Raw genomic sequence first — 21,468 nt, 5'->3', positions numbered from 1 at the left:
CCTTCATTACTCCCGGCGTATCGAAAACGATCCAATAACCCCGGCGCATCACACCCCACAGTGACCCGGGTTGATCCGGCAGGGGGAGCTTGCTCTCCCTGCCGGTCTCTGCCTCTGTTGTGACTACAGCTTGCCCAGTTCGCGCAGGATCTGCTCCGGCGTGAAGTGCCACTTGCGCAGCCAGACACCGCAGGCGTCGTGGATGGCGGTGGCGATGGCGGGCGCGGCGCCGTTCACCCCGATCTCCGAGATGGACTTGGCGCCGTAAGGGCCGACCTTATCGTCACTCGGTACCAGGAAGGCCCGGAAGTCGCGGGGAATGTCGCCAATCTTGGGCGCGCCATAGCTCTTCAGGTCCCGGGTGAGCGGGATGCCCTTGCTGTCGTAGCAGATCTCCTCGGTCATGGTGTGGCCGATGGCCCGCATGGTCGCCCCGTAGATCTGGCCGAGGGCCAGTTCCGGGTTGATGGGGGTGCCGCAGTCGAGCAGGGCATAGAACTTGTCGAGGCGGATCTGGCCGGTTCTGACGTTGACCGCCACCTCGGCGAAGTTGGCCCCATACGGGAAGGCGAGCTCCGAGGTGATGTAGCTGGCGGTGCCCACCAGAATGCCAAAACCGGTGCCGGTCTCTGACTTGTGAGCAATCTTGGCAAGAGAGACCTCCCCCAGCTTGCCGCGCACTATGCCCGGGTGAACCAGCTCCACATCCTCCACCGGTTCGCCCAGCATGGCGGCGCCGTGGAACAAGATCTTCGCCTTGAGGTTTTCAGCCGCCATCTTGGCCGCGTTGCCGGAGAAGCAGGTACCGGACGAGGCGTAGGCCCCCTTGTCGAACAGGGCGTGATCGGTGTCACCAGAGATCACATGCACATCGCTGAGCGGGCAACCGAGCACTTCGGCGGTCAGCTTGGCCACCACGGTATCGAGGCCGGTACCGATATCGGCGCCACCGGAGTGGACGATAAAGGTGCCGTCCGATTCCAGTTTGACCATGCAGTTGGCCTGATCGATATCAGGGATCCCCGATTTTTGCATGATGATGGCGACGCCACGACCGATGCGCCAATCCCCGTCGGCGGGTTTCGGGCTATCCCAGGCAATCAACTCGCGCCCCTGTTTGAGGATTGGCTCAAGAGCGCAACTGGCTGCGTGGGGCACAGAAGTTGGCATCTTGCCCTCGCCGATGGCACCCAGCACCTTGAGGATGTCCCCTTCGTGCACCCGGTTGTGCTCCACCATGTCGAGCTGATCGATACCCAGTTTCTCCGCCAGTTCGGCAATGGCCATGGTCAGCGCGAAGTTACCCTTGGGCGCGCCGTAGCCCTGATAGGCGCCAGTTGGACAGATGTTGCTGTAGTAGGTGTTGACGGTAAAGCGCACGTTGTCGCACGGATAGAGCGGCAAAGAGAGCGCCGGGCCGTTACTCGGCACAGTCAATGAGTGGTTGCCGTAAGGGCCGGTGTTGGCGCGAAAATCCATCTCGATGGCGGTGATGGTGCCATCTTTTTTGGCCCCCACTTTCACCTTCACCTTGGCCACATGGCGGGAGGTGTTGCTGATGAACTCCTCTTCACGGGTGTAGCGGAAGGTGACCGGACGGCCGGTGACCTTGGTCGCCCAGGCGCACACCTCTTCCAGCAGGATATCCTGCTTGGAACCAAAGCCGCCCCCTACCCGCTCCTTGATCACATGCACCTGATGCTGTTTCATGCCGACAATGCGCGCCACCTGACGGCGCACGTGCCAGGGCACCTGAGTGGAGGCGTGAATGACCAGACGATCCCCATCCATGTAGGTGAAGCAGATGTGCGGCTCGGTTGGGCACTGCTGGGCCTGGGTCGATTCGTAGGTACGCTCGACAATCTCGTCCGCCTCGGCAAAGCCTGTTACTACGTCACCAATCTGGCCATGGACGCTGGCCGCCAGGTTCTCGTGCGGGCGTGAGCCGATGGGGAAGTTGATGATCATGTGCTCGTCGCCGCGACGCACCGAGCAGACGTTCTGCTGCTCAAGATCTGCAGGCGCACCGGCCATGTAGATGATGGGCTCGTCATGCACCAGCGGTGCATTGGGGGCCATCGCCTCGTCGATGTTCATGACCGCAGGCAATACCTGATACTCGACCTCGATGAGTTTGAGGGCCGCCAGCGCGACCGCTTCGCTCTCGGCCACCACGGCGGCCACCCGATCACCGACGTGACGCACCTTGCGGCTGAACATACGGCGATCGAGCGGTGATGGCTCGGGAGCACTCTGTCCACCCGGGGTGTAAAACACATCCGGGCAGTTGAGGTGGGTGATGACATGCACGACGCCCGGCAGCGCTTCGGCGCGACTCACATCGAGTTTGGTGATCACCGCATGGGGATGGGGACTGCGCAGCATCTTGATGATCAGTGCATCCTCGGTAACCCGATCCTCCACATAGCAGGGCTTGGCCTGCACCATCTTGGCGGCGTCCACTTTCGGGCAGCTCTTGCCGATATGGCGCAGATCGTCGCGAAACTCCGGGGCGATCTGGCACAGGTAATCGGGATCCTTCATCCGTGAGCAAGCGAGCTCGATGGCCTGATAGAACTGCTGATAACCGCCATCGCGGTGAAAGAGGCCCGAGAGGGCATCGTCGATTTGATCACGGGTAGGCTCGGGATGGCGATCAAGCAGCTCAGTGACGATGAGCGCGGCGGCCGGATCGTTGTAGCCGGACTGCACCACCCCCACATCCACCATCGCCTGCTGCACCAGACTGAGCTGGTTCCAGCTGCCCAGCGACTCGGCGGTGCGCACCTCTGATCCATCCAGCTGCGCGGCGATCAGCAGGGAGGCGTTGATCACCTTGCCATTGAAGAGAATGGCGTCGGAGCCGGCAAAACCGAAGCCGTCGTCACTGTTGCGCACCGAGTGCATCCGGCACTGGTTGAACAGCACCCGCTGGGCATTGTCACCGGCCTTGCAGATGACGGTGCGCAGGGCACCGTTCAGGGTAAAGTTGAGTTCCATCATGCTTGCACCTCCTGCTGCTGGCAATCCACCAGCAGATCCGCCACTACCACGCCGGTGATATACCGCTTGTAACTTATGCTGCCCGCCAGATCTTCACGGGGCGCAATCAGCTCGCTCACGGCGGCTTCCAGCGCGGCACCGTGCAGTTCGCGGCGCTCCAGATCCCGCAGACGCATCGGCTGCGGAGTAACGCCAGCGACGGCTACCCGCATCTCGCCAATGCTGTCGAGGGCCACAGCGGCGGTCATCACCGCCAAGCCATCGGCGTTGCGGCTGATGCGGCGAGTGGCGCAGCGCAGTTCAGGCTCCGGCAACACAATCCCCAGCACCAGGGCATTGCGCTGCCCCGCCAGATAGGCGTCGATGGGTTGCAGCAGGTTGTTTTCCAGCACTACCACGGCTTCGAGTACCAGCAGCACCGGCAGCAAGGGGGAGTCCTGCTGCTGGCAGGCAAGTTCGCCGCCGATGGTGGCCTGATTGCGCAGATGGCGGGAGTAGACAAACCCCAGCGCCTCGCACAGGGCGGCCGGGGTGCGGGGATCATCTTTCAAGGTCTGCAGGGTGACGGTGGCGCCGATATGGAGCTGACCGTGCTGCTGCTCAATCTGGCCAAGCCCCAACTTGTCCAGCGAGATGGCGACCTTCTTGTCGGTGCGGGTCGGGGCGGCGTTAAGCTTGCTGCCGCCCCCCATGTAGACAGCGTCGTTGCCGAAGCTGGCCTTGAGTTCCAAAGCCTGACCCAGTTGCTCGGGTCGGAAGAATTGCTCAATCATGTGTCGTCCTTACTCTTGCTGCCCGCCGCCGGGGAGATCCACAGGGCGGGCAATCCGGTCTAAAACTGTGGAAGGTGGCCTTAGGCCAGCTGATCCATCCGTTGCCACAGGCGGCTCGCCACCTTGCGGGCCTGCTCATAAATAGGCGCAACATCGAACGGGAACTCGCGGTCCTGATAGACCATGCGCCCCTCCACCATCACGCTGTTGACGCTGGCAGATCCCATGCCGAAGGCGAGATGGCCACCGAGGTTGCGCGGCGCCAGCGGGGTCGGCGCGTCGTAGTCGCAGATGGTGAGGTCGGCCTTGTAGCCCGGCTCCAGGCGGCCAAACTTGGCGCCGAAGTTGCGCTCCAGCAAGGTGTTGCCGTTCCACAGGAAGCGGGCAAAGCTGTCGGGCCACAGCGCCCCGCCAGCATCCTTGTGCTTGAAATAGGCGAACTTGAGCTCTTCGAGCATGTCGGAGCCGATGCCGTCGGTGCCGAGCGCCAGATTGCGGTACTCCGGTAGATGCATGTTGTAGCCCACGTGGTTGTTCATGTTGGAGCGGGCGTTGTGCACCAGGAAGGCATCGCGGCTGTTGAGCAGCTCGATGTCGGCCGGGCTCAGGAAGATGCCGTGGGCGATCAGGCTCTTGCTGTCGATAAGGCCAAACTCGTCCAACCGGGCGATGGGCTCCTTGCCATAGTGGTGGTGGCCGTGAGCCATGTCGTAGCGGTCTTCCGCCACATGGATATGCAGACCACGACCGGTCACCTGCACCGCTTCGCGCAGCATGGCCAGCCCCTCGTCGGGCACGGTAAAGGGGGCGTGGGCGCCGATATGGGCCTCCACCAGATAAGGTTCACTCCCCTTGGCCTTGGCGGCATCGATCTGCTGGGCGAACAGGATGTTCTCCTCTACCCCGGCCTGCAGCTCGGCGAGGCCGCCGTTGCGATCCGTGGTCTCGAAGCAGGTCATGCCGCGCAGACCCGCCTCCATAAACCCTTTGCGCAGCACGTTGAGGGAGCCCTTGATGAAGTTGGGCGAGGCGTGGTGGTCGATCACCGCGCTGCAACCGCTCTTGATCGCTTCCAGCGAGCAGATAAGGCCGCTGTAGTAGAGGGACTCCTCATCGAGGGCCCGATCGAGCCGCCACCAGAGGTTTTTCAAGGTGGAGATAAAATCCGGGCAGGGGGCGATATTGGCCATGATCCCCCGCGACAGGCCGGAGTAGAAGTGGTTATGGGCACAGACGATGCCCGGCATCACCAGCTTGCCCCCCATCTCCCGATAGTTGGCCTCCGGGTAGAGGGCCCGCAGATTGGGCCCCACCGCTTTGATAAGCGTCCCTTCGATGGCGATATCCACCCCTTCCAGCACCCGGGTCGGCTCCAGCTGGACGGCGGTGACGTTTTTCAGAATAAACATGGTTTGCTCCTTCTATCCTTTCGCTCAGACCTCGACGGCCCCCAGCAGGTAGTGGTGATGGGCGTGGACATGGCTGATGATGCGGCACATGTCGCCAAGGGCCTCGGGGGCATCCTTGATCCGGCTCTGCGCATCGATAGTGAGACGGTAGGTCTCGCCACCCTGACGCACCCGCAGCTCACCGCCATCCGCCAGATAGAAACCGGGGTTGCGGCTGTTGTCGAAGTCCTCGGAGAGGCTAAAGATGGTGACCTTGTCCTGATAGGGCTTACCCTGCCATGGGCAGAACTGGGCGCAGTTGCCGCACTCGTTGCAGTAGGCATCCAGGTGCAGGGTCTGGAACTGATCCTTGAAGCCCGGTACCGCAATGGCGACGTTGGCCCGGTTGGGGCAGACATCCACGCACTTGCTGCAGAGGTAGTTGCACTCGAGGCAGCGGTGCGCCTCTTGCGCCACAAAGGCCTCCCGCTCGCTCTTGTCGACCATGGTGACGGCGATGCTCCCCTTGCGGCGGTAGATCTCATCCTTGCCCGACGGCTGGATTGAAACCTCAGCCTGACTGTCAGCAATATGTTCGCGGGAGAGCACCAGATCCGCGGCGCGGCGGGCACCCCCGATGGCACCGACGATAGAGGACGGGCCGCTTTGCACATCACCAATCAGGAAGACGTTGCGACGGCTGGTCTCGCCGGTCTGGCTATCCACCTCGGGCCAGCCATCGCTGCCCAAGGGAATGCCCATGGCTTTCAATACTTCACAGTCTGGCTGCTCGCCGATGGCGGTGATCAGCGCATCCATCTGCATCACTTCGGTCTGCTCGGTGGGTACCGGACGGCGGCGCCCCTGCTCGTCAGGATCCCCCAGCGCCATCATCCGCACGACAAGCTTGCCATCTTTGTCAAAGCGCTCCGGATTGGTGAGGAAGCAGAAACGCACCCCATCCTCCACCGCTTCCAGAACCTCCTCGCGATAGGCGGGCATCTCTTTTTCGCTGCGACGGTAGATCACGGTGACATCGCTCACTCCCGGCACCTTGAGGGCGGCGCGGGCGCAATCCATGGCGGTGTTGCCAGCGCCGATCACCGCCACATGGCGGCCCAGCGGCAGCGGTTTGCCCTGATTGAAGCTGCGCAGGAAGTTGAAGGACTTGTAGACCCGATCATGACCCCCATCGAGACGCATGCCGCCATTCTTGTCGGCACCGATGCCAACGAAGACATAGGTAAAGCCCTGGGCGTGCAGCTTGTCGACGGTGAGCGCCGGATCGCAGCCAAACTCGAACTTGACCCCGTGGGCGGCGACAAAGTCGATGTCATGCTGGATGAGCTCGGCCGGAATGCGGAACTCGGGGATGATGTGCTTGACCACGCCACCGGCATCCGCTTCGCGCTCGAACACGGTGACCGGGTGACCGGCACGGGCCAGGAAGTAACCGGCGGAGAGACCGGCAGGGCCTGCGCCAATCACCGCAACCGGGTGCTTGTCACCACTGCCTGCCGGTTTGTGCCAGCGGGCCTTGTACCCTTCCCAGCCGCGCTCCAGCGCCACTTTTTTCAGCTCGCGGATATTGAGCGGACTGTCGTAATCCAGACGAGTACAGTTGTACTGGCACTGGTGATCACAGATATGGCCAGTGATGGCGGGCAAGGCGTTGCGCTGATAAATCAGCTCAAGGGCAGCCACGTATTCACCCTCGCCCATCAGGCGAATGTACTCGGGGATATCCTGATGCACGGCGCACGCGGTCACACACGGCGCGACGTAGCAGTCGGTCAGCGGCAGACCGCCGCCCACTTCGATACGATCGTCGGACTTCCACTCCTTCTGGGTGTAATCCATGGTGAGGGCCTTGGCGGCCAGCGCCTCCAGCTTGGCCACATCCACCTGACTCATGCCCCAGCTGCCCGACGAGTCGATCTCTTTGAGGCACTCAATCTGGCGCAGGTAGCCACCCGGCTTGAGCAGGTCGGTGGCCATGGTGATGGGGCGAATGCCGGTCTCGAAGATCTCCGCGATATTGAACTTGCTGGCGCCACCGGAGTAGGAGATGGGCAGCTTGCCATCGAAGGCGCGGGAGAGTACGGCCGCTACGTTAATGGAGAGCGGGAACAGCGCACGGCCGGACATATACATCTCATCGCCGGGCAGCGCCCCTTTACGGTTGATGGTGCCGAGGGTGTTGGTGAGCTTGACCCCGAAGGTGAGCCCCTTCTCGACCCCCAGCGCCATCAGGCGGGCCAGCATAGCCTTGGCCTGATCCAGCTTGAGGTCGTGATCGAACGACTCTTCGCTGAGACCAATGTAATCAAAGCCGCAGGTGTCGAGGATCTCGCGCACCCGCGGGTAGCCCAGCAGGGTCGGGTTGAGTTTAACGAAGGTGTTGAGCCCCTTCTCTTCCAGCATGTAGCGGCAGATGGCCTCGATCTCGTTGGGCGGGCAGCCGTGCATGGTGGAGAGGGTGAGGCCGTGCACCATATCGGCTGGAATGCGATCCGCCAGTTGTTGCAAACGATCGCGGCGGCCAGCCAGTCCCAGCTCGGCGATAAACTGCTCGTCGGCCACCAGTTCGCGCACCACCTGCTGGTACTCGGCAAAGTTCGGACTGGTGCTTGCATCCTTCAGGCTGTGGATGAACTGCTGCATCGGCGGCTGTTTGATGCCATCGAGGTTGTACCCGACGCTCATATTGAAGATGAAAGACTTGGCCTCCCCCTCCAGACGGGGGTCAAACACCTCCTCCAGCAGATAGAGGGCAAACCAGGCTTTCAGGTACTCGTCGAACGCCTTGGGCAGGGTGAACTCGGTGGACCACTCGGTGTTGAAGCACTCATCCTCGGCATCGATGCAGGGCTTTGCCAGTTCGAGACGGTCCAGGATCTGCACCGTCTTGAGCTCGATAAAGCGCCCGCCGGTCAGCCAGGAGGTGACGATGTTCTGGGCCAGCTGGGTATGGGGGCCAGCCGCCGGGCCGATGGGGGTTTCGCAGGTTTCACCGAACACCGTGATCTTGCGCTCGTCCTGCTTGCGATAAAATTGCGCGGCGGGAATACCGAAAATGCTCTGACTCTCTTTATATTCCGCGAAAATACGGGTCAGCAGGTTCTTGAACGGAACGGGTCGCATAATATCGCCCATGGCTATCTCCTTGCAGCTGTTCTGCCCATTGGCAGCATGAATAAATGGGGTATCCCGCACGGGCTTTACCCCTTGGCAAGGAGAGGAGCAACTATCAGGCCACACCAGTTACAAACCTATTTTTTAGGGTAAAAGCGTGAGGCAGCTCCAATTAATGAGGGGGATTTATGATGCCACCATTATGGGTATTGCGAGTAGTTATCAATCACTCAAGAATTTATTCAGCCAGCGGCTTAAAAAGAGCTCGCCCTATCAACTAAAGCGAGAGAAATATCACTTTGATACGCCATTTATCTCCCCGTTATCTTTTTAAAACGGGGTTATTTCGCGCGCTCACGCTCATTTTCCAGCGCACCGCCCAGCAGCGCCTGATAACGCTCCGGGGTATCCACATCAAACAGGATGGCGGGGCTGTCGACCGGTACCAGACGGTGGGAATGCCCTTGCAACCAGCGCCGTACCGACGGCTGCATCGGGGCGGCGGCCAGCTCGCGGGCAAGGGATTTTGGCAGCAACACCGGATGGCCCGCCTCCCCCTGCCAAGTGGGAAAGAGCGCCTCCCGGCCCCGTTCCAACCATAGCTGTTGATAGATATCGCGCGGGATACAGGGGAGATCCCCGTGGCTGATAAAGAGGTAATCTGCGTCACTGGCCGCCAGGGCGCAGCGGATCGAACTGCCCAGCCCCTGCTGATAGTCGGGGTTGTGGACGACAACAATATCCGGCCGTGCTCCGTAGCGCGCTTCAAGCTCCTCGCCACGATGGCCCACCACCAGAATAACCCGCTGACAAAAGGCCAGGGCATTTTTGAGACTTGCATCAAGCATTGTCCCCTGGCAATAAGGTAGCATCATTTTCCAGGTACCCATTCGGGAAGATAAACCCGCCGCCGTTATTATACAGTCACACTGCACTTGTTGCTGGCAACGTTGTTTTCCACTCCCTTCGATATTTATTTTGGTCGTCATCATGTCGCTACCACACGCTGTTGCTGTCGCATTTCCAGATATAGAACTGCTATTAAACCCGCTCACCAAAAATATTGATAGCCATACCACCTTAATTAGCCTCTGTGGGGCCGGTGGAAAAACCAGCACCCTGTTTTGGCTGGCGGAATATTTTTATAAACAGGGTAAAAGGGTGCTAATTACCACCACCACCCGGATGTTTCTGCCTGCCCCGTCACACTATCGGAAATTGATCCTGGAAACGGATCCCGTCCGCCAGCTGACCCGCTGCCAACAACTGCCCGATGAACCGACCCTGGTCGCCCTGTTCAGCCATATCGATCAGGCCAGCGGCAAGGTGGCGGGCCCCACGCCCCAGCAGGTTGATCTCATCAAGGGGCAGCAGCGCTTCGATCTCATCCTGGTCGAAGCGGATGGCGCCAATCACAAGTTATTGAAAGTGCCCGCTTTGCACGAACCTTGCATTCCCCAGAGCAGTGATTGGGTGATCGCCCTGACGGGCGGCGCCATGGTGGGGGCCAAGGCGGACCCGCAGCAGATCCACCGCTGGGCCGAGTTCCAGGCCCTGTGCGGGATAGAGGCCGGTGACCCCCTCGACTGGATGCTGTTTCACCAGCTGCTCTGCCACCCTCAAGGGATGTTCAAGGGCACCCCGGCCAGGGCACGCCGGATCTGGTTTATCAATGGCGATTATCAAAATGAGGCGTCATGGCAGCTGCCATTGATAAACCTGCTGGCCCGGCACCCCGAGCTCCACGCCATCTGGCAGGGGGCAGTACGCGAGCCACAACCCATTCGCCACGCACTCGGCTACTTCGCTCAGGATGAGGCACAGCCGCCTCGCCCATGATGGTTTAAGGATAAGAAGAGGTACCTTATGAATCTTTTTTCACACGCAGCTCGACTGGAACAGGAGAACACTCCATTCGCCATTGCCCAGATCATCGAGAGCCGCGGCTCCACTCCCCGCCATCAGGCCCAGATGCTGGTGATGGCCGATGGCCAGATCCTCGGCACCATCGGCGGCGGCATGATTGAACGGCTGGTGATCGAAGAGGCGGTGGCGGCCATTGTTGAGCGCAAGCCGCGCATCTTCCACGGCCGGATGGCCCGCAACGGTGAGCATGCGGTGGGGTCGGATTGCGGCGGCGCCATGTCGGTCTATATCGATGTCTACGGCCTGCGCCCCCGTCTGGTGCTGATCGGCGCCGGTCACGTCAACCGGGCATTGGCCCATGCCGCCGCGCCGCTGGGTTTTGATATCCATGTGGGCGACTGTTTTGAAGGGAGCCTCAACCCCGATCACTTCCCCGCTGGCACCCATCTCAAGCAGGCCGACAGCATCAGCGCGGTGATCGAGGCGCTGGCCATCGACCCTGCCAACTTCGTCATCATCGCCACCAACCATCAGGACAAGGAGGCGCTGGATCGGCTGATCAGCCGTCCCCTCGCCTATCTGGGGCTGCTCGCCAGCAAGCGCAAGGTGCAGACCTTCACCCAGGCCCTGCACCAGCAAGGGGTGAGTCAGGAGCAATTGCAGCGGCTGCACGCCCCCATCGGCTACAACATAGGGGCCGAAACCCCCGAGGAGATCGCCATCAGCATTCTCGCCGAGCTGCTGCAGGTGAAAAACGGCAAATCGGGTGGGCTGATGCAGGACGATGTACGCCTCAAGCGGGATCAGCTGGTGGTGATGCGCGGCTCCGGCGATATCGCTACCGGCGTCGCGCTGCGCCTGCACAATGCGGGTTTCAAAGTGGTGATGCTGGATCTCGACAAACCCACGGTGATCCGCCGCACCGTCGCCTTCGCCCAGGGGATGTTTGACGGCGAAACCAGCGTCGAGGGGGTGCGTGCCAAGCGGGTCGAGAGCGTCGAACAGGCGTTCGAGCAGCTGGATCGGGGCATTATCCCGCTACTGGTTGACCCCGACTGCACCACCCTCACCGAGCTCAAGCCCCGCTATCTGGTGGATGCCATCCTGGCCAAGCAGAACCTTGGCACCCACAAGGAGATGGCCCCCATCACTGTGGCCCTTGGCCCGGGCTTTGAGGCGGGACGCGACTGCGATGCGGTGATCGAAACCAACCGCGGCCATCATCTGGGTCGGGTCATCTATCAGGGCCCCGCCCAGCCCAATACCGGCATTCCTGGGGTGATCGAGGGGCACTCCGCCCGCCGGGTGGTGCGCGCCCCCGCCCCCGGGGTGATGAAGAGCATTATCAAACTGGGGGATCTGGTGCAGGAGGGGGATGTGATTGCCCACGTGGGGGATACCCCCATTATCGCGCCGCTCTCCGGCATGGTGCGGGGGCAGCTCAGCGATGGCATCGAGGTGCCAGTCGGCTTCAAGATTGGCGATATCGACCCCAGAGGCGAGCGCGCCGATGCCACCACCGTCTCTGACAAGGCCCGCGCTATCGGCGGCGCCGTATTGGAAGCCATGATGCATCTGGCCAAACGTAGATAAGGACACTGCGCGTACACTCTCAGCGCCAAGCAAAAGCCCCACCGTGATGGTGGGGCTTTTTTCGGCCTGTCGGTTGATGCCGCTCCCTTTACCTCAGGGAAACCTGCGTCACGGCTGGGTTCGCTGCAGGTGCCAGGCACGAAGCGCCAGCACCGCCAGGGTAATCGCCGTCAGGGGTAGCACAAAGCCGATCAGCGCCGCACTGAACTGGCTTTGCAGCGGACTGGACGTGGCGTGCAGGATCAGCCAGGTGGTGTAGCCGATGTAAAAGGCCAGAAACAGCGCCCCTTCCCAGCGGGCGATGGTGTAACCGGTAAAGAAGATGGGCAGGCAGGCGATCGCCACCGCAATCATCACCGGAATATCGAACTGCAGGGCGGTGGCCGACACCTCAAGTCCCCCCGGCGTCACCATGGAGGTGAGCCCCAGTACGCAGAGAATATTGAAAATGTTGCTGCCTACCACGTTGCCCACAGCGATATCCCGCTCCCCGCGCAGGGCGGCGACGATGGAGGTCACCACTTCCGGCAACGAGGTACCGGCTGCCACTATGGTCAGGCCAATCACCAGATCGCTCACCCCGAAGTAGTGGGCAATCTCTACCGCGCTGCCGACCAGCAGCCGGGAACCCAGGATCAACAGTCCCAATCCTGCCACGATAAAACACAGGTTACGGGGCAAGCTTGCCGGGGTCACCGGCTCTTTTTGGCCAAACTCCTGCTCATACTCGGCCTGCACTGCCTTGGTTTCACGGCGGCTCTGCACAAACAGAAAGACGGTGTAAGCAACGATACCGGCAAACAGCAAGGCACCTTCGAAGAAAGAGATCCGGCCATCCCAACCAAACAGCAGCACCAGCACTGAAATGGCGATCATCAACGGCACATCGAAACGCACCAGCTGCTGCGAAACTACCAACGGCACGATCAAGGCCGAGACGCCGAGAATAAACAGCACGTTGAAGATATTGCTGCCGACCACGTTACCCACCGCGATACCCGCCTGTCCCTCAAGGCCAGACTGAATGCTCACCGCCAGTTCAGGGGCACTGGTCCCAAAAGCGACTATGGTCAATCCCACCACCAGCGGGGAGATACCCATCATGGTGGCGAGGCGCGATGCGCCCCGCACCAGATATTCAGCCCCCACCACCAGACACACAAGGCCTATGGCCAACCACATCAGCGTCATCATACGGTTTCATCCTTGCCGTTAAGTTCGTTGAAATAATTACATTGAATCATATACCTGCGTTCCAACGCAGCTATGTAGCGCCATTGTAACGAGAGGCTGGCCCCCTGTCGCGGGCTCTTTTGAGTGCCATTTATCGTGCCACTGGCCAGCCTGTCGCCACTCAACCGTGCTTGATACGGGTCTCCCCTGCGACCGACACCACGGAGCGCTTGCCCTTGCGGCTGATCACCAACAGCGCCAGCACGATAAGGGCGATGCCGCTCCCCTCTACCGGCCCCGGATTTTCCCCAAGCAGCCACCAGGAGAGCAGCACGCCAGTCACCGGCACCGCCAGGGTGCTGAGGCTGGCTACCCCTGCCGGCAGTTTTTTCAGCACAAACAGCCAGAGACTCCAGGCAATGGCGGTGGCGAAGATGGCGCTATAGGCCAGCGCCCCCATCACATAGGGCTGCCAGTCGATGGGCCGCTCTGGCACCAGCGCCGCGACCAGCGTCATCACGATAGTGGCGTAGATCATCTGCCAGGTGGTGAGGGACATCAGATCCACTCCGGGGTGGCGGGCATACATCCGCTTGGCGATGATGGCGCTGATCCCCCAGCAGATGCCGGAGGCAATCCCCAGCAGCGCGCTCTTGAGGGATTCAAGGTGCAGTAGCCAGGGCTGGATCACCAACAGCAGGCCGCAGGCCGCCACCCCGACTGCCAGATAGTGCAACTTGCGCAACCGCTCCCCCAAAAAGAGCGCCGCGAAGATCACTACCCAGAACGGCATGGTGTAACTCAAAATGGCCACCTTGCCCGCCCCGCCGCTGATCAGGGCCCACTGGGCTAACCCCACCATGCCACAGGTCTGGAACAGGGCGATGGCGAGGGTATAGCGAAACGGGGTGGGTTTGAGATAACGGCGCCCGCGCAGGGCCTGCACCAGCAATAACACCAGGGAACCACACAGGCAGCGCAGGGCGGTGAACTCGAAGGCCCCCGCATAGAGCATCACCTGCTTCATCACGATCCAGCTGTAACTCCAGATGGCGGTGAGCAGGATTAACCCCACCAGCGCCGCCATATTGATCTTTCCACTCATTTCGTACCACGCATTGCTCTGCCTTTCGTCTTTTTCTGCTGGTTGGTCAATCCCTTATCGGGGTGGCCATCTTACCCCTGTGCTGCCGTGCTGCCCACGATCTACGGGCAAATAGCCTACGGACAAATTGCCCGTGGGCAAATCGAGCTCAGCCACGGCAGCGCTCGTGCCAAAAACAGCAGGGGGCCAAGGCCCCCTGCGCATATATCAACCGTAGAGACGCCTGTTACTGGCTGATCAGGGTGCCGGTCTTGCCCGCGATCCCCTCGGCGGCTTTCTCCAGCAAGGTGATCAGGGATTTGCGTCCCGGCAGGGAGGTGGCGAACGAGAGCGCCGCCTCCACCTTGGGCAACATGGATCCCTTGGCAAACTGCCCCTGGGCAATAAAGCTGTTGGCATCAGCCACGCTCAGGGTATCGAGCCACTGCACATCGGGCTTGCCGAAGTTGATGGCGACTTTCTCCACCGCAGTGAGGATGATCAGCATGTCGGCGTCGATCAGTTCCGCCAGTTTGGCACTGGCCCAATCCTTATCGATCACCGCACTGGCACCGCGCAGGTGGTTGCCCTCCCGCAGCACCGGAATACCGCCCCCACCGACGGTGATCACCACCTGACCGGCGGCCAGCATGGCAGTGACTGTCTCTTTTTCGATGATGTTAATGGGTTTGGGGGATGCCACCACCCGGCGATAGCCGCGACCGGCGTCCTCCTTGAGGTGCTCACCCTGCGCCATCAGCGCCTCAGCCTCCTCCTTGCTGAAGAAACCGCCGATGGGTTTGCTGGGATCGAGGAAGGCGGGATCGTTTTTATCTACCTCCACTTGCGTCACCAGAGTAGCGACCGGCTTGTGGATGCCACGCTCCAGCAGGGCTTCGCGCAGGGCGTTTTGCAGGTCATAACCGATATAACCCTGACTCAGGGCCACACAGACCGACATCGGCAGATGGGGGGATTTCAGCTCATAGCGGGCCGCCACCTCGAATGCCTGCTGGATCATCCCCACCTGCGGGCCGTTGCCGTGGGTGACCACCACTTCGTGCCCCTGGGCGATCAGGTCGGCGATAGTGCCCGCTGTACTCTGCACCGCCTTCATCTGCTCGGGCAGGTTGTTGCCCAGAGCGTTGCCCCCCAGGGCCAGTACGATACGCTGTTTCATCTTGTTATCTCCAATAATGGGACAAACCGGCGCCATACCGGCTCGGTTGTTCTGTCTATCGCTGTGCTGTTTATACCGTTCTTGCAGCGGGAAAAAACGGCCCCGCCCTAGCCGGTTGCCAACTGCGTGGCGCAAGGGGATGGCGCACTGACCGCTTTGCCCAGCAGCGGATCAACCAGCTGCGGATCAAACGGTGCCCGCGCCAGAAAGCGGCCATGACCCCGTTGTCCGGTAAATTCGCCGTCGCGGGCCACGATCTCGCCGCGACTGAGGGTCATTCTGATCTGACCAGGACAGCGCATCCCCTCGTAGGGACTGTAATCACCGTTGTCGTGCAGCGCGGCATGGCGGATAAGCGTCTCGCCACGGGGATCCATCAGCACCAGATCGGCGTCGGCGCCCGGTTGCAAGTTGCCCTTGCGCGGCCAGAGGCCAAACAGGCGTGCCGAATTGACGCTGGTGAGCGCCACGAAGCGCGACGGCGAGATGCGCCCGCCGAGCACCCCGTGGGCAAACAGCAGCAGCATCCGGTTCTCGACCCCGGGCAAGCCGTTGGGGCAGCGGCTGAAATCGCCGCCCGAGAGGGTCATGCGCTGGGCGTGGGAAAAGTTGCAGTGATCGGTCGCCACTGTATCGATGTCGCCAGCAGCGACGCCGACCCACAGCTTGTCCTGCTCGCTGCGCCCGCGCAGCGGCGGGCTCAACAGGAAGTCGACCCCGTCTTCGCGGTAGTAACAGCTGTCATCGAGCAGCAGATATTGCGGGCAGGTCTCGACCCAGACCGGCTGACCCTGACGGCGAGCCAGCTTGAGGTACTCCAGCCCCAGTCCGTTGGAGAGGTGGACGATATAGAGCGGCGCATTGCCCGCCAGCCCCGCCAGATTGATCATCCGGGCGATTGCCTCCGCCTCGCACTCCAGCGGACGGCTTTGCGGGTGATACCAGGGCTCATGGTGGCCCGCGGCCAACAGGGCCGCACGGCGCGCCGCGATGGCGGCATCGTTCTCGGGATGGACGGTGGCGAGCGCCCCCACCTCTTTGAGGCGAGCCAGCGCGCGCAGCACGTCATGGTCCCCCAACTTGTACTGGTAGGTGAGATAGAGCTTGAAGCTGCTGATCCCCTCCTCCTGCACCATGGCGGCCATTTCGTGGAGGATGGCGTCATCCACATGCTGGATCACGCCATGAAAGCTGTAGTCGATCACCGCCTGATCGGCGGCGTAGTCGTGATAACGGGCCAGCTGGTGATGCAGATTGCATCCCGCCGGGCCAAATCCCATGTGGTCGATGATGGAAGTCGTACCACCACAAGCGGCGGCACGGGTACCGCTGAAAAAATCATCGCAACTGCGGGCGATGCCCACATCGATGTTGAAGTGGGTGTGGACATCGATGCCGCCCGGCATCACATAGCAGCCGCTGGCATCGATCACCTCGGTCTCGCCATCGGGCTGGATATCGGCAGCACGGGCGCGGATCACCCCGTTATCGATCAGCAGATCCTGACGATATTCCCCTTGTGGATCGACCAGCACACCGTTTTTTATCAGCCGTTTCATCCCCACCACCTCGAACCTTCCATAGCTTCAAACACCAAGGCCCCGCCTCAACACAGACGGGGCACTTGCCACACTTGCAACAGCCGGGCGGCGATAGCGGTCACCCCCCGGCAGCCCCCTTACTTGTCCAGCTCGGCCAGATAGAGCATGGGGATCACTGCGTACATGGCGGCGCACTTGACCAGATGCTCTTTCCAGGTCTTCTCGTTCGGCGCATGGGCTTCCGGCTCTTTACCCGGGCCAAAACCGATGACCGGAATACCGTGGCGACCCATGATGGAGACCCCGTTGGTCGAGAAGGTCCACTTGTCCACCACCGGCTCTTTGCGGAACAGCTGGGTGTAAGCCTTGGAGAGAGTCCGGACTGTGATGTGATCCTCTTCCACCTTCCAGGTCGGGAAGTAGCACTCGGTCGGGTAGACCAGGCCGGTGTAGGCCGGACGGTCGTACTGGTACATGGAGACTTCGGCACCGGCGGCTTGTACCGCAGGCAGGGCGCGGATCTCGTCCAGCGCACCTTGCCAGCTCTCGCCCCAGGTGAGACGGCGGTCGATGGAGACGGCGCAGCTGTCCGCCACGGCGCAGCGGCTTGGTGAAGTGAAGAAGATCTCGGAGACGGTCAGGGTGCCCTTGCCGAGGAAGTCATCATTGCCAAGGTTGTGGCTCAGCTCCTGCAGCTCACCGAGGATCGGACCCATCTTGAAGATGGCGTTGTCACCGCGCTCCGGCGCGGAGCCGTGGCAACTGACACCCTGCACCTCGACGCGGATCTCCATGCGGCCACGCTGGCCACGGTAGATCTGGCAGTCGGTCGGTTCGGTACTGACCACGAACTCGGGGCGGATCTTGCTCTGCTCGATGATGTACTGCCAGCACAGACCATCGCAATCCTCCTCCTGCACGGTACCGGTCACCAGCAGGGTGTATTTATCTTCCAGCCCCAAATCCTTGATGATCTTGCCCGCATAGACCATGGAGGCCATGCCCCCTTCCTGATCGGAGGCGCCACGGCCGCCGATGATCTCGTGATCTTCCATCCCCTCATAGGGGTCGAAGGTCCAGTTGGCGCGGTTGCCGACGCCGACGGTATCGATGTGGGCATCCATGGCGATCAGGTGCGGGCCGTGGCCGATATAGCCCAGCACGTTGCCCATGGGGTCGATCTCGACCTTGTCGAAACCAACCTTCTCCATCTCCTGCTTGATGCGCAGTACCACCCGCTCTTCATCGCAGCTTTCGCTCGGGATAGCGATCATGTCGCGCAGGAACTGACTCATCTCGGCCTTGTACTGGTAGGCCTTCTCCAACACCATTTCAAACGGAATTTGCTTGCTCATTGTGATTCTCCATAACAACTGAGAGTGCGCGGCCTGTTCGTCGGCAGCGCCCTGTGCCCGTTACCGCGCCCCGTTGGCGAGGCGCGATCTGTTCTTTAATTCGTGTCTCTGCTCTTGCAGGGAGTGACTCGCAGCCGGAATTACTCGCAGGCTGGATGCTTGCCTTCCCACACCACTTCCCGGTAGTGGGTCACATCGGTATCCCCTTCGGTGTTGATGATCAGCACCACCGAGTTGCTATCCAGCCCGAGACGCACCATCAGCGCCGCGCGATCCGGATGGTGACGTACTGCCGCCAACACACCGGTGCCGACCGAGCCGGATTCGCCGGAGATAATGCGGGGGTCATTGCCAAGGGGGTTGCCCAGCACCCGCATGCCCAGCGCCGACACCTTGTCGTCACAGGAGATGAACTGGGTGGTGCAGCTTCTGAGCAGTGGCCAGCCGAGGGGGTTGGGTTCGCCACAGGCGAGACCGGCCATGATGGTGCGCATATCGCCCCCCACGTTGACCATCTCCCCCGCCACGCCGGAGCGGTAGATGCAGTCGGCCTGATCCGGCTCGACCACTATGCTGTGCAGGTTTTTTGCCCCGAAGCAGTCAACCAGATAACCGAGCACCCCGCCCGCCAGCGCCCCTACCCCGGCCTGCAGCAGCACGTGAGTGGGCTGCTTGATGCCCATATCCTGCATCTGCTCGACCGCTTCGTCGGCCAGGGTGGAGTAACCCTGCATGATCCAGGTCGGGATCTTGGTGTAGCCCTCCCAGGCGGTGTCCTGCACTATGTGCCAACCGCGCTCTTCGGCCATCTTCATGGTCAGGCGCACGGTGTCGTCATAGTTCATGTCGGTGACAATGCACTCGGCACCGAGGTTGAGGATGTGATCCACCCGCTCCTGGGCGGAGCCCTTGGGCATGTAGACCACCGCATGCTGACCCACCTGCTTGGCAGCCCAGGCAACGCCGCGACCATGGTTGCCATCTGTGGTGGTGGCGAAGGTCATCGGCTCCTTGATTGTGCGTTTGATGAGATCAAAGGAGAAATCCTCGATAGCCACCCCATATTTTTCACAGAGCAGGTTGGCGATGGCATAAACGCCACCCAGCATCTTGAAGGCATTGAGGCCAAAGCGCTTTGACTCATCCTTGACCAATATATTTTTCACCCCGATATAGGCGGCCAGATCGATAAGGTCGCACAGGGGAGTCGGCTCATAACCGGCCAGTTTTTTATGAAAGGCACGAGCCTTTTGTGCTTCAACACGGGAAAACAGCGGTGATGGCTCGGCGGTAAAAAAGCGGTTATCGGCAATATCCATCTTCAAAGAAAATTGGGACATGCTTACCTCACTAGGCGTTACCTGACAAAGAGCTGCCTCGCCGGGAGATCCGTTATTCAGATGCCACGGGGAGAAAACTCGAAATAATGGGTTATACAGTCTAGGCAGGATGAATATTCACCCTGCCCTGCTGTTATTTATTTAACCCGCTTTTGCGCCTCTTTAATCAGATTTTCCAGGGTTTCGGCCGGAGCGGAGAATTTACGGGCCATGATCATGGCGGCGATAATATAGGGCTTCCAGCTCGCCTCTTTGTAAGTGGCGATACGATATTTTTCGAATACCCCTTCGGTCACTTCACCCTCTTTGCAGGAGACACCGGAAATATCGGCGGGCAGGCAGTGCATATAGAGCGCCTCGCCCCTCTTGGTGAGCTTCATCATCTCCTCGGTGCAGTGCCAATCCTTGTGCTTGGCGTTCTGCTCTAGACAATGTTTCTCCAGCTCCTTGAGGCCAGCGTGGTCATTGGCACGCAGCAGCTCGGTGCGCTGCTCCATCACCTTGTAGGGGGCCCAGGACTTGGGATAGACGATATCGGCGTCCTTGAACGCCTCTTCCATGGAGGTGACCTGACGAAAGCTGCCGCCGGAGGCCTTGGCATTCTCTTTGGCCACTTCGATCACGTCCGGGATCAGGTCATACCCTTCCGGGTGGGCCAGGGTCACATCCATGCCGAAACGGGTCATCAGACCTATGATGCCCTGCGGCACAGAGAGCGGCTTGCCGTAGCTCGGGGAGTAGGCCCAGGTCATGGCAATCTTCTTGCCCTTGAGGCTCTCCAGGCTGCCGAAGTGCTCCTGCAACCAGGCAAGATCAGCCATCGACTGGGTCGGGTGATCTATGTCGCACTGCAGGTTGACCAGTGCCGGACGCTGGGGCAGCACCCCCTTCTCGAACCCTTCATCCAGAGCCGCACCCACCTCACGCATATAGGCGTTACCGGCACCGAGGAACATGTCGTCACGGATCCCGATGGCATCGGCGCAAAACGAGATCATGTTGGCAGTTTCACGGACAGTCTCGCCGTGGGCGATCTGGGATTTGCCCTCATCCAAATCCTGCTGGGCCAGACCGAGCAGGTTCAGGGCGGAGGCGTAAGAGAAGCGGGTTCGGGTGGAGTTATCGCGGAAAACCGAGATACCGAGCCCGCTATTAAACAGTTTGGTGCAGATATTTTCGGCGCGCAGGGTCTTGAGGGATTCGGCCAGTTTCAATACCAGCTCCAGCTCCTGAGGGGTTTGCTCCCAGGTCAGCAGAAAATCTTTTTCATGCAGGTTGGACTTGAGTGCTCTGATCTCTTTGATTAATTCGTTAACTGCTTTCATCGTTCGCCCCAATCATTGGATGAGATATGGATAGCTCCCCTTTCACTCACGATGTCACCAGCATCCCGGTTGTGGGTGAGCTCATCGGTTAGCGTCGATGTAAGGCAATCAATAACCATGCCAAGCTAATAAAATGCAGGCAGATATTAATAAATGGCGAAAGTATGTGATGCCACCCACAAAAACAGCAGCTATTTCAGTGATTTATTCCATGAAACGCCAGATACATCTGACCAACGCATTACCCCCCAGATAATCATAAATAAATTGTCTCGCCCGATGGGGGTGAGAATTATCATTCAGCCCGTTCTACAGGGGTTGAAATGATATAATCTGGCTGGCCATTATCATTATGATAATTCAACAGAGTGCGTGGATATCTGCGCTATATATCCCGGGCCTCGGGAGACAGCCCCAAGGGCAACGCCGTCCTGCCGCAACCTTTCATCTTCAGCAACTGCACTCATCACGTTGGGGCGAGGCATGACGCAATAGCGCAGTTCCCCGTGTTTGCCTGGGGGTTGCAGCGGTTGTTCACTGCCATAGGCCCGCAGCTACACCAGGCTACCAGGTTGATTGAAACCAGGCGTTGTTTCCTAAATCAGCCATCAGGTCACAACGTCCCCAGCCCCAGGTGACCGCTACACTCGGGGCTTTCTTACAGGCAGACCAAGGGTGTTCAGTTTGTTTATCGCGCTCACATACGCCATCA

14 protein-coding genes are annotated in these 21,468 nt (G+C 60.4%); 2 read left to right on the top strand and 12 right to left on the bottom strand.

Going from position 1 to position 21,468, the window contains the following annotated elements; translation table 11 throughout:
* Positions 1-123 precede the first annotated feature (123 nt).
* From BN4575_RS13315 to mocA, 5 genes are all read right to left on the bottom strand, one after another.
* A complete protein-coding gene (locus BN4575_RS13315; RefSeq protein ID WP_218060774.1) occupies positions 124-3,003 on the bottom strand; it encodes a molybdopterin-dependent oxidoreductase Mo/Fe-S-binding subunit in 2,880 nt (959 codons plus the stop codon).
* Positions 3,000-3,776 (bottom strand): molybdopterin-dependent oxidoreductase FAD-binding subunit, encoded by a 777-nt coding sequence (ygfM, locus tag BN4575_RS13310; protein WP_068978517.1) that lies wholly within the window; start codon positions 3,774-3,776, stop codon positions 3,000-3,002. Before ygfM ends, BN4575_RS13315 begins: the two co-directional genes overlap by 4 nt.
* An 80-nt stretch (positions 3,777-3,856) precedes the next feature.
* The gene (gene ssnA / locus BN4575_RS13305) at positions 3,857-5,185 is read right to left on the bottom strand and encodes a putative aminohydrolase SsnA (protein ID WP_068978516.1); all 1,329 of its coding nucleotides are present in this window, start codon (positions 5,183-5,185) and stop codon (positions 3,857-3,859) included.
* A 24-nt stretch (positions 5,186-5,209) separates the two neighbouring features.
* A complete protein-coding gene (ygfK, locus tag BN4575_RS13300) occupies positions 5,210-8,320 on the bottom strand; it encodes a putative selenate reductase subunit YgfK (protein ID WP_068978515.1) in 3,111 nt (1,036 codons plus the stop codon).
* Positions 8,321-8,640: 320 nt separating this feature from the next.
* On the bottom strand, positions 8,641-9,288 hold the full coding sequence (mocA, locus tag BN4575_RS13295; RefSeq protein ID WP_083221046.1) for a molybdenum cofactor cytidylyltransferase: 648 nt from the start codon (positions 9,286-9,288) through the stop codon (positions 8,641-8,643).
* A 1-nt stretch (position 9,289) separates the two neighbouring features.
* Between mocA and yqeC the strand changes: the two genes are divergently transcribed.
* Both yqeC and yqeB read left to right on the top strand, forming a co-directional pair.
* Positions 9,290-10,138 carry a selenium cofactor biosynthesis protein YqeC gene (yqeC, locus tag BN4575_RS13290; protein ID WP_068978513.1) on the top strand — a complete coding sequence of 283 codons (849 nt, stop codon included), beginning with the start codon at positions 9,290-9,292 and terminating at the stop codon, positions 10,136-10,138.
* Positions 10,139-10,165: 27 nt separating this feature from the next.
* Entirely contained in the window at positions 10,166-11,758 is a 1,593-nt protein-coding gene (gene yqeB / locus BN4575_RS13285) for a selenium-dependent molybdenum cofactor biosynthesis protein YqeB (protein WP_068978512.1), read from the top strand.
* A gap of 108 nt (positions 11,759-11,866) precedes the next feature.
* Here yqeB and BN4575_RS13280 read toward each other — a convergent pair whose 3' ends face one another.
* The 7 genes from BN4575_RS13280 to ygeW all read right to left on the bottom strand — a co-directional run bounded on the left by BN4575_RS13280 (position 11,867) and on the right by ygeW (position 20,756).
* Complete coding sequence (locus BN4575_RS13280; RefSeq protein WP_068978511.1) at positions 11,867-12,952, bottom strand: calcium/sodium antiporter; 1,086 nt, start codon at positions 12,950-12,952, stop codon at positions 11,867-11,869.
* A 160-nt stretch (positions 12,953-13,112) separates the two neighbouring features.
* Positions 13,113-14,036, bottom strand: a complete 924-nt coding sequence (locus BN4575_RS13275) for a DMT family transporter (protein WP_068978510.1) — start codon at positions 14,034-14,036, stop codon at positions 13,113-13,115.
* 226 nt (positions 14,037-14,262) lie between these two features.
* Positions 14,263-15,195 carry a carbamate kinase gene (gene arcC / locus BN4575_RS13270; RefSeq protein ID WP_068978509.1) on the bottom strand — a complete coding sequence of 311 codons (933 nt, stop codon included), beginning with the start codon at positions 15,193-15,195 and terminating at the stop codon, positions 14,263-14,265.
* Positions 15,196-15,302: 107 nt separating this feature from the next.
* On the bottom strand, positions 15,303-16,754 hold the full coding sequence (gene hydA / locus BN4575_RS13265) for a dihydropyrimidinase (protein WP_068978508.1): 1,452 nt from the start codon (positions 16,752-16,754) through the stop codon (positions 15,303-15,305).
* 119 nt (positions 16,755-16,873) lie between these two features.
* Complete coding sequence (locus tag BN4575_RS13260; protein WP_068978507.1) at positions 16,874-18,091, bottom strand: YgeY family selenium metabolism-linked hydrolase; 1,218 nt, start codon at positions 18,089-18,091, stop codon at positions 16,874-16,876.
* Between the two features lie 140 nt (positions 18,092-18,231).
* Positions 18,232-19,431 (bottom strand): diaminopropionate ammonia-lyase, encoded by a 1,200-nt coding sequence (gene dpaL / locus BN4575_RS13255; protein ID WP_042021775.1) that lies wholly within the window; start codon positions 19,429-19,431, stop codon positions 18,232-18,234.
* Between the two features lie 137 nt (positions 19,432-19,568).
* On the bottom strand, positions 19,569-20,756 hold the full coding sequence (gene ygeW, locus BN4575_RS13250; protein ID WP_068978506.1) for a knotted carbamoyltransferase YgeW: 1,188 nt from the start codon (positions 20,754-20,756) through the stop codon (positions 19,569-19,571).
* Positions 20,757-21,468 lie beyond the last annotated feature (712 nt).

It is taken from the genome of Aeromonas sp. EERV15 (assembly GCF_900079845.1).
GTDB classification, from domain to species: domain Bacteria; phylum Pseudomonadota; class Gammaproteobacteria; order Enterobacterales; family Aeromonadaceae; genus Aeromonas; species Aeromonas sobria.
The sequence above is the reverse complement of the archived record's forward strand: the minus strand, read 5'-3'. Positions and strand labels throughout refer to the sequence as shown.